At 51.9% G+C, this 9,832-nt stretch carries 9 protein-coding genes; 5 read left to right on the top strand and 4 right to left on the bottom strand.

Annotation, left to right across the window (positions count from 1 at the left end):
* Positions 1–258: 258 nt before the first annotated feature.
* Positions 259–495, bottom strand: a complete 237-nt coding sequence (locus D777_RS15745) for a helix-turn-helix domain-containing protein (RefSeq protein ID WP_022993304.1) — start codon at positions 493–495, stop codon at positions 259–261.
* Between the two features lie 150 nt (positions 496–645).
* Between D777_RS15745 and D777_RS15740 the strand changes: the two genes are divergently transcribed.
* From D777_RS15740 to D777_RS15725, 4 genes are read left to right on the top strand one after another with little or no spacing between them, the layout of a single operon-like run.
* Positions 646–885 (top strand): hypothetical protein, encoded by a 240-nt coding sequence (locus D777_RS15740; RefSeq protein WP_022993305.1) that lies wholly within the window; start codon positions 646–648, stop codon positions 883–885.
* The gene (locus tag D777_RS15735) at positions 878–2,077 is read left to right on the top strand and encodes an Arm DNA-binding domain-containing protein (RefSeq protein ID WP_036134089.1); all 1,200 of its coding nucleotides are present in this window, start codon (positions 878–880) and stop codon (positions 2,075–2,077) included. The genes D777_RS15740 and D777_RS15735 overlap by 8 nt, the downstream gene beginning before the upstream one ends.
* On the top strand, positions 2,074–2,343 hold the full coding sequence (locus D777_RS15730; protein ID WP_051669149.1) for a hypothetical protein: 270 nt from the start codon (positions 2,074–2,076) through the stop codon (positions 2,341–2,343). Before D777_RS15735 ends, D777_RS15730 begins: the two co-directional genes overlap by 4 nt.
* Complete coding sequence (locus D777_RS15725; protein WP_036134087.1) at positions 2,340–3,209, top strand: hypothetical protein; 870 nt, start codon at positions 2,340–2,342, stop codon at positions 3,207–3,209. The genes D777_RS15730 and D777_RS15725 overlap by 4 nt, the downstream gene beginning before the upstream one ends.
* Here the strand turns inward: D777_RS15725 and D777_RS15720 are convergent.
* The 3 genes from D777_RS15720 to D777_RS15710 are packed head-to-tail and all read right to left on the bottom strand — an operon-like array spanning position 3,206 to position 9,367.
* Positions 3,206–6,481: a site-specific integrase gene (locus D777_RS15720; RefSeq protein ID WP_036134085.1), complete on the bottom strand. Its 3,276-nt coding sequence runs from the start codon at positions 6,479–6,481 to the stop codon at positions 3,206–3,208. The two genes, D777_RS15725 and D777_RS15720, sit on opposite strands and share 4 nt — an antisense overlap.
* Positions 6,454–8,823 carry a site-specific integrase gene (locus D777_RS15715; RefSeq protein ID WP_036134083.1) on the bottom strand — a complete coding sequence of 790 codons (2,370 nt, stop codon included), beginning with the start codon at positions 8,821–8,823 and terminating at the stop codon, positions 6,454–6,456. Before D777_RS15715 ends, D777_RS15720 begins: the two co-directional genes overlap by 28 nt.
* A 43-nt stretch (positions 8,824–8,866) precedes the next feature.
* Positions 8,867–9,367 carry a 2-(3-amino-3-carboxypropyl)histidine synthase gene (locus D777_RS15710; RefSeq protein WP_150112660.1) on the bottom strand — a complete coding sequence of 167 codons (501 nt, stop codon included), beginning with the start codon at positions 9,365–9,367 and terminating at the stop codon, positions 8,867–8,869.
* A gap of 197 nt (positions 9,368–9,564) precedes the next feature.
* Here D777_RS15710 and D777_RS15705 point away from each other — a divergent pair, with 197 nt between their 5' ends.
* Positions 9,565–9,780 carry an MbcA/ParS/Xre antitoxin family protein gene (locus tag D777_RS15705; RefSeq protein WP_036134079.1) on the top strand — a complete coding sequence of 72 codons (216 nt, stop codon included), beginning with the start codon at positions 9,565–9,567 and terminating at the stop codon, positions 9,778–9,780.
* Positions 9,781–9,832 lie beyond the last annotated feature (52 nt).

Below are 9,832 nucleotides of genomic sequence, written 5' to 3'. Positions count from 1 at the left end.
CCGTCCGGTGGTACCGCGAGTGATTATAATTTTTAGAAAAACGACCAAAGGTCATTGAGGCTACCATAGCGAGATTTCACGAGGGAAGCTAGAACCTCACCCCCTGGAGGGGAGGTATAGAAAGGTGGGAAAAGTTAATAAACTCAACAATTAAACGTTTGTTCCGATGTACCCGCAGCTTTGGCTGGCGTCGAACATCCGGCTCTTGGTGACTCTTGCACCAATGGTGAAATTTACAAGGTTTCCTTCCGATGGTTCTCAATCACCATCTTCTGGCTCTTCAACATGCTGTGCCACTTCCTGCAGCTCCACTCCAAAATAGATGCAAAGCTTGTCCAGGATTTCTGTCGTCGTGTTGTAGCCACGCTGGTTAGCTATTTTGGACAGGGTCGTCCTATGGATCCCAGTCTCTTTCGAAACCTCATCCAGTGTAACCCTACGATTTTCTTGAAATCCTTTCTCGGCGATCAGCTCTTTTAGGCGGAATCTAATCATTGGGGCATCCTCGGCTAAGACTTTGATTCTACCGAATGAGCAGCCCACTTTCATCCAACGTTGAACAAAATCTACAAAAGATGCTTGACAGCGCCGACCTTTCGCATATTATGTAGCGTATACGCATCATAAAGCGCAAAGGAGCTACATATGAAAAGTACAGAATACCTTACAACCGAAGAGCTTGCGGAACGCATTCGTTACGACGCTCGGACCATCCGGGAGCGTCTGAAAGATGCGGTCTTGCTTGAGGGTGTGCACTACATCAGGCCGTTCGGCGGCCGGAAGATTTTGTATCTGTGGGAGCCGATTGAGAGGGACATGTTCGAACACTCTGGCCACCACTCCCTTGCAATTCCTATGGCTAACGGAGGGCGCATGAATGGGTAGCGTTCGAGTGCGTGAATCCACGCAAAAGTTGTTTTTCGATTTCAAGTACCGCGGAAAGCGTTGCCGAGAGCAGACCGCCCTCGACAACACACCTGCTAACCGGAAGAGGCTTCAAGCGATTCTGAAACGCATCGAAGCGGAAATCACTTTGGGAACTTTCGAGTACCACAAGTATTTCCCCGACAGCCCCAGGGCGCAGGAAATTACCCGGCAAGCTGAGTTGCAGCGCGCTCGGGCAGCTCATGACACGCCGCTGTTCAGTGAGTTTTCACAAACATGGCTGGATGAAATGATGATTCAGTGGCGCCGTTCCTACATCGCAACGATTGAGGGAACGCTGGAGAACTATCTGATTCCGGAATTTGGAGAGTCGGAGGTTGGCCACATCACCAGGCAGGAAATTCTTTCGTTCCGGGCGTCCCTCGCCAAAGTTCAGACCCGGAGCAAAAAGCCACTTTCCGCCAGCCGTATCAACCGCATCATGACGCCATTGCGCATGATTCTGGGAGAGGCAGCCAACCGGTATGAGTTTACCTCACCCTATCAGGGGATCAAATCACTGAAGGTGCCCCGCTCGGATGTGGAACCGTTCTCTCTGGAAGAAGTTCGGCTGATTCTGGATACAGTTCGAGAAGATTTCAGGAATTACTACACCGTTCGCTTCTTTACCGGTCTCCGGACCGGCGAGATCGATGGCTTGCCCTGGGATTGTATCGATTTCAAGCGCCGGCAGATTCTGGTTCGCCAGGCCCTAGTGAAGGGTGAAATCGAACAGACGAAAACCGATGGCAGCTACCGTCACGTTGAGATGTCTCAACTGGTCGTCGACGCGCTTGAGGATCAGAAAAAGGCTACTGGCGGAAATGAATTCGTCTTTTGTACCAGAGCAGGTGGGCCGCTTAACCATAACAACGTCACGAAAAGGGTTTGGTACCCGCTGCTCCGCCATCTTGAGTTGCGTAAACGCCGGCCTTATCAGACCCGCCACACCGCAGCGACCCTATGGCTAGCCGCCGGTGAGAACCCAGAATGGATCGCAAGGCAAATGGGCCATACCACAACGGAAATGCTTTTCCGCGTGTATAGCCGCTACGTGCCAAACCTGACCCGCCGCGATGGCAGTGCGTTCGAGCGCCTGCTCATCAACGAATTCAACGCCAAAACTGATCCCAAGAAGGAAGCTGACTCATGAACTATTCTCAACCGTTTTCTATCAGCCGAAAGTCTTTCGCGACACGCCTGGCCAGTGCATTGGCCTTTTCCATGCAAATTCCTGACGGAACTCACCTCGTCGCCGTGCTGGGAGCAGGCGACGAAAGCTCCAATCTCGCAGCTCTCACCCACTGGGTGGAGAACGAGCTTTGGTTGATGGACGACGAGGCCCTTCAGGACCCGCTGCCGCAGCTGCTCAACAACCTGGAACGTCTTCTGCTTTCTGCACAGGAGGACTTCGCATGAGCATTGTCGTCAACACCACCTGGAAGACCGAGCCGGAAATCTTCATGGGGACCATTACCCACCTGACGGAAATCCCGAACGGGGAGGGCCTGCCGGTGTTGGAACTGACCATTGAAAATTCTTTCGAGCAGTATCAGGTCGTGATGTTCCAACCTCACCGGGATCTTCAGCTCACAAAAATCCCAGACTGCGCTGTTCAGCTCGTGCTCTGGGAGGGTGAGCGGGGGCATGCCGTGTCGCGCTCAGACACCGTCATTCTGCTGGACACGCCTGACACGCTGCTGCATCTGCCTGAGTCGAAACTGGTCTGCCCAGATCTGGTGGTCGATATTGAACTGTTCATCGACGCGTGCCCAGTACAATCATTGGCCGACTTTGTTCGACGGGTGCTAGGTCGACCATCAGTTGGGTTATGCTTTTTGAATGGCGTAATGCAAGAGGACGGACTCCAACAGCCGGGCTGTTTGGCCCGGCATAGCCTAGAAGTGGCTGCACGATCATTCGATGCCTGCCGCGGGTACCCTGATGAAGAACGATGGGTCGCCGCTGTCGCGGGACTTCTGCACGGGGTCGGGCGGATTGAGTTATCTGACTCTAAACCTGTCGATTACCTAAAGGTCGCTTTGAAGGGGCTGGGCTTGTTGGCGGAAGACCTAAAACGACTAGCGCAAGAACTTCCTGAGGCGGCGCGAACCATTCAGTTTATTATCGCCTCGATGTACCGCATCGGAAGCCCTACACAGCCAGACCCAAAGGCTATGGTTGTGCAGTCATCTCACCTGCTTGCCGCGCAACTCCAGTCAGAACTGATGCACACAGCGTCAACGCACCTGGCTAGCGCCTCTACACGTCTCACCTCATCTTAAAAAGGACTATATTCAGTGCCATGGATGGCCCTCTCCTTCTCCATTTCATCATCAACATACACTCGTCCACCGAACCCAATCAGCGCGACGAATACCACAAATCGAAGGGCGGACATGTAATGCTGACGCGGCCGTTCACCAAAACCTTTACGCGGCGGATCAACTATTATATGAGCGACACCCATTACATTTGTGGGACCCGCAGGCTCATCCCAACGCGCTCGAACGAGTGTTTTGGGCATAGAGAGCTCTTTACTCCAGTAATTCTTCAATTGATGTTCATCAGGCCCGGTTTCAGGCGCCCTCACATCCACCCAAGCGTGTGGGAGAAAACCTATGACGTCTAAGAATTGGAGATATAGTACCTGTCCCGGCGTATCACGGAATTTTAACTGGGTATGACTTTTCTGTGCAGCCTGTACAACGTTTTCCACAAGGGTTCGGAACCGATCAGCGTCTATTTGAGCAAGTTTTACTAGGCGTTGATACATCTTATCGACTGTTGGATGTGATGCCTCCAACTTGGGTGGAGCCGGGCACGTCCGGAGGATAGGATAGTTCACTCCGCCCACTCCATTTTTGTGAGCAACGCTGTCAACATCAGGTCTCTCACTCGGAGAAAATGCGTTGCGCTGACCGGGGTGCTCTTCTTTGAAATTCCGCGCATGTTGATCCATCAACCACTCGCCTCGGCTATGGCAGCGAGTCAAACAGGGCTCAGACAGACCAAACAAGTCTGCGGTCCCATCAATTGCCTTTTCCAATGTTGCGCCGTTCTTTGTGAGCTGAGAGACATGATCGAGTGCACGGTAAACCAAAAAAGCCGATGCTGGCATCTGAGAGCTCTCGGACACAGCTCCAGCAACTGAGCCTGACATCTCAAAACTGGTAAACGACTTGTCTACGGCTACCTCTCCGCCTTTTTTAAAGCGGCCCAATACAGCGGCCAGTTGGGCTGGCGTAGACTCCTTGTTCTTACTTAGCCCCCGCCGGTTACGAAACTGCTGCAAATTGTCTGCAGTGAAACCCAGCAGCTCAGCCTGGCACAGATTTGACAAGGTGCCCATCGGTACCGACCAGCGCATTAAACCCACTGCGTAGTCTAATAGGTGGGTGTAGGTTCGAATCGTTTGCCCGGGGGAAGCATGGCCCATCATAAAGGTCAGGTATTGGAGCTTTTCGAACGCAGGTAAATACCGATCTTCGCCACACAAAACCGCATACCAGTCCTCTCCCCAGTGAGGCATGATGACAGCTCCATCATCACTGCAGGCCCATTCAACCGGAAAAAGCTCACCGGGATACGATTCCATCAATCGAAGAGCATTAAACGTCGAACAGGAATGCCGCAGGTGATGGAAGCGCAGAATCGGAGTACCCGAGGCGGATCGCATGGCATCCTGAATTGGGTTAATCAAGATTCCAGCGGGCATCAAAGAGTCCGGCTGGTGCAACTCGCAAAAAAATAATTGGTTTCGTTTTATCGATGTTTGTTCCAAAACTCGTCGACGATACCAACGCCTGACCAAGTCCAGTTCGGAATCGGTTAGTAGGGCCCACAACGGCAATACTCGATTAGCGTTGACGGTCTTGGTGGAGCCAAACCTATTCCCCCTAACAATTAAAGTCGGAAATGATAAGGCCGGCTCATACAACCCCTGCAAATCCCGTAGAAGTAGCCGCCGTATTTCCCCTCGTCGTACGCCACACCGATAGCCCAGTATCAACGCAACTTGCCTTGCTTCAGACAGCCTTCGATCTGGCTCATCGTCGAGCATAGACAGTGTCCGCCCGTATTCCGCGGGCGTTAATATCTCTGCATCCACCTGACCGTTACTGCTCACGCCCTCAATATAGGTATCTGGCAAACCGTGTTGAGTGACCAAGTAATGGTGAAATCGTCTGAGTACCCCAGAACGGTATGCTCGCTGTTGAATCGATGAGCTGGCTGTCAGGAGCTCTGCGTAAAGCCCCTCCCAGTCATCCTCATCCAGATCATTCAGATCCTCCTCATCAATTAACTCAGCGATAAGTGGCTCAGCAAACTCGGAGAGGTACCGCCGTATGGAACTGGCTGTTAAAGACAGCCTGGAGAAGGCACACCATCTAGCAACGATTCTGACAATTGGTGACAAAGTGGATGACTCAGCAATAAGCTTGAGTGCCTGATAACTCGCACTTTTTACGGATGCGCTCTTTTTATCTTCATCTAGCGCCAAGGCCCGAAGTATTGACGCGATGGCGTCTTTGGCGTTTCCTCGTGTCGGTCCATAAAGGGGACAAGATGGCTTATTTACAGCCAGCTCCGGGGGAGATTTTGGCGTATCGCAACGCCCCCTCGGAGGAACCAGACCAGTAATCAATCTAACCCACGAGCTAGCCCCCATAGAGACGGAGACACCTGGTGCGTTTTGTTCAAAACCAGCACATCCCATGATATCCAGTGATGCCACGGTCGAGGCTGCATCCATCAGACCACGGACAAAGTTTCTGTCCGCAGAGACTACGCTCTTCGTAGAGGTAATTCGTGAAACAAACCCTGCTAAAAGCGACGGCGCATTGGCAGGAAACGCTTTTAAACCGTGCTCGCGATTAAACCGATGCAAGAGCAACAGCGTGACAGGATCAGGAAACCAACGGGAGCCTTCCGAGCTGTCGGCACTCTCCACCCAATAAAGTTGCCTGCCGCCTCGGTACCTCTTGGCTGTTTGAAGACCACCAGTGATGGCGCCGCAGGTGGTCTTGAGAGCTTTCTGGGAGTGCAGACCTCCAAACCAAATCATGGAATACACAAGTCGGCCAGCGTCGTGCTTTAAGCGCAGAGTACCTTTCAAACCCTCACTTCGAAGGTTGATCCAGAAGTCGGCTTCAATTACCTCGTAAACCGATTTATGCGCAAAACTGCGCGGGGTCATCGGCGGCGTATCCATCCGCACAACTATCATTAGGTCTCGGTTCGGGATTTCGATGCCATGTTCCCCAGCGATCTCATCGAGGCGCCTCACAAGATGATTGTGACGGATACGTAGCGCGTGCCCCGTCACTCCGGCACAGGCTGTCTCGAAAATAAAAGTGACCACCCCCTCAGAGACCGGGCTAGAAACGTCTCCAGTGACTAGCCTTGAAAACGCTTCGTCGAGAATGCGGTCCACGGCGTTTCGCTCAGACTTTGCAATTTGTTGGCGCTTTTCCTCGCGCAGCTCATCACCGTGAAGGTTTTTGTTTCTGGCCCCAGTGTCTCCCATTAGCCCAGCCCCCTCACCGGCGTCCAACCAAGCTCCACTTGGATTTCCTCCAGCACCGGCACCAGAATCTCTTTGTACTCAACCGGAGATAAAGTCGAAAACCGTCCCATCGGCTCTCTCCCAGCCACCCAGTGCCCCATCAAGGTATCAACCAATAGTGCCGGGACTCTCCTGTGTAAAAGCTCACTACGCAGGAGGTGCCGCCCGACGTTTAACGGCAAACTCGAAAATGACGACAGGTGCTCATCGATCTGATCAGGCGTCACGGCAATCGGCTTGGCCATTCGCCTATTCGGTGTTGAAAGAAAAAAGAGGGTATGGTCAGGAGCCGGCTCACCTAGATACGTCTCGACCATCCGCATCACATGGCGCCGATGGCTCAGATAATAGTCCCAGTGACTAAAGAAATTTTCGGTCAAAGGCACAATGCGCGAGTGGCTCCAATGGTCGCTCTCCTTGTCCGCGATCACCGCATACCTGCGATTGAGATCTACATCTGTAATCCGAGATAGGGGCGCCTGAACGCTTCGGTACCCAGTGCACAAGAAAAGTAGAAGGACTGTGTATAACGTATATGCATTATGAATATCGGGAAGTGTCGATTTCCCAATTGGCTGGCGCAAAGTTTCCTGGAAATGCGTTTTCAAATCCGTCGCCAGCTGCCTCAGCACGTGGGGCTTAGGACAATAAGGGGAACCGATACGCCGATCAGACTGCACCAATGCTACCGGATGCAACGTGTTACGAGATTCGGGTACTAGCTGTGAGATAGCCTGCAAGTAACTTTCTTGCAGAGCTGATTCATAGGCACAGTAGTAGTGGATTCCAGCATGTCTGCTGATGTCATCGTGGTCACCGGCAATGAGAATTGACGCAACCATGTCACCGGCACCGTCAGACAAACGGTGGAACAACGCTCGTTGAACTCGCCTGAGGGTCAGCCTGACGTCGCTTTCTTTTTTGATCCGATCAAAAAAGTCTGCCGCTCGTTCCGCAACACGCTCTTTTTCGTGGTTCTTGAAAAGCGCTCCACGCCAGTCACGAGGATCAGAGCCAACGTGACGTTCCAGCAAGTTCCAAAGAGGTCCTACAATGGGCATCTGCACCGACGGCACGGTCTGAACCAATTGGTGCCGCAGTTCTGCTTCAAGCTGCGTCTTCCGTAATGGTTGCGGGGCTGCACTTTGCCAAACGGCAGACTCGTAGCAAATGTATATTCGCCCGTTTTCTCCACGTTCCGGCATATCATCCAACCGGGATTTCAGTTGCGTCTCTAGAACCAAATCTAGCTCTCGCCCTGTTAAAAGAACCAAAAGGAGTGCCAATGCAGCTGAGAGATCGGCATCCACGGGCTCAATAACCGCTTTCCAGTATACGTAGAGTTCGTACTCCGTCGGCCGCTCCCAACGGTTTGTCAGCGTTTGATTAGAACGTCGAAGTTGATCGGATTTTACGCGGTCTCTAGCAACCCCATTTTTCCCCACCCAAGGCTTGCGATGCTTTGAGGATCCTTGGCTTGTTACAACTATGGGCCGGTGAACAAGGTCGTCTGATGGGAGCGCATTTCGCTCTGCTGTTTGGAATAGTTTGTCCTGGTCAACACTGATCCTAGTAGGGAAAGAGAGCGCCTCAATCAACGCAGCGGAATCGATCTCATCATTCTCTTCGGTATCAAGCTGAACTCGCTCCATCTCAAAGTCGCTGCCGGCGCGATTCTCGTACTCACCTGTACCTGCTGAGACTCCGATTTCAGCTCGTGCTCTTCGCTCAATGAGAGATTCTTTTTGCAACGACAGTCCTAGTAGTCGACGGATAGGCGACAAATGCGCGGCTCGCACGTCACCACATTCCCGAAGACGCTGTTCCAACTGATCAAGCGTGGTATAGCAATTTTCCGGCTCCGTGGTATCAATGCCCTCAAGTCCATCCATCCAAAGATGAGCCCGCCGGAACTCCAGAAAGACTTTTTGCAGGTTCGAGAGCGGAACTTTCCCATCAGGCGCTTCGGGAACACCAACCCAGATAGCGATAAACGCATGAGCCAGAATCGACGCTAGCTCGCTGCTTAAAGAGGCCTGGTCGCCTATTTTCAGCAATGCGGCATAGACAGGATACGGAGTGATTTTTGCCCGTTCCTCAGAGGTCGGATGCCAAAATTCGTCAACGTAGAAACCATCGATAATATCCCGACAAAGCTCAATAATTTCCGGCAATACCCTGCGCAGCTCATCCATATTAAGATGATTCTTTTTCTCAAGAATCGACAACATTCGATCCGCAATTGGCAAAAAAATCGTAGCGACAGTCTGGATTTGGGCGCGTGTTTCAGGCGGCTGAATAAGCCGCTCAAGTGCAGCGTTCGGGGTCATAATGTATTCCCTATACTATGGACAAAGATCAGATCCTCCTGGCTCAAATCTCTCTTCGATTCACGCCAGAGATAACAGCCAACCTGCTCTTCGTAGGAAAAAGCGAACTGGTAGTGCCATGCTTACCCATGAGGGAAAACAGAGCGGAGACGGCTTTAGAATGACCTCCTGTTTGCATTGCCATCAGGCAGAGGTTCAACAGCTCTCTCTCGATCACTTCGGTAAGAAAGATATCGATTGGAATTGCAGGAGCTTCCACGAGGACGGGAATCCGAGTTTTTGGACTCAAACAGGAAAGTAAGGCGGCAGAGCGAAGATTGCCGGTTACGACATAGACTCTTTTTTCACTCTTTTTCTGTGCCTGAACCACAATCGGGTGGCGATAGAGATAGTCAAGAATGGCCGCCTCAGGTAACTCATCCAAAGCGTTCGTTCGGAATGGCAGTGCTGCGAACTGCTCAAGAAAGTGTTTTCCCCGCAGTACTGAGGATTCCTGAAGCTTATCGAGCGATATCTTTTTCAGGGTGTACGTGTGGTCAGTCATGCTGCTCTCCTCAAAAGTGATGAGAGTCATTCTGGCGACCTGTAGGCGATCATTTTCTTGGCTAATTTCCGTAAAAATGTAATTTGACTCAGATTACAAACATGTAATTTAAGCCTGGAGATGCCTTGCATCGATCGAAAAGTGTGGAATGCTGGGATGGTGTTTCTGACAAACTGAGCTAACGGAGTGCCGGACCAATGACCGAAACAAAAACTACAGAAGAACTGCGTGAGCTCGCCATAGAAGAGGCTATAGCCCTATTTGAAGGCGATGAACTTGCTGCCATGAAATGGATGAGAACGGCTCAGAGAGGGCTTGGCAACCGACCTCCTCAGGGACTCATGAGCACACCGAAAGGTATAGAAAAGGTCCGAACGTTAATCGGCCGGCTGGAGCATGGAGTCATTACGTAGGAGTGATCGCAGGCACCCCTGCGATACCACCTGAACGACTACCACCCAACAA

It is taken from the genome of Marinobacter nitratireducens (assembly GCF_000708045.1).
In the GTDB taxonomy this organism is placed as follows: Bacteria; Pseudomonadota; Gammaproteobacteria; order Pseudomonadales; family Oleiphilaceae; genus Marinobacter; species Marinobacter nitratireducens.
The sequence above is the reverse complement of the archived record's forward strand: the minus strand, read 5'-3'. Positions and strand labels throughout refer to the sequence as shown.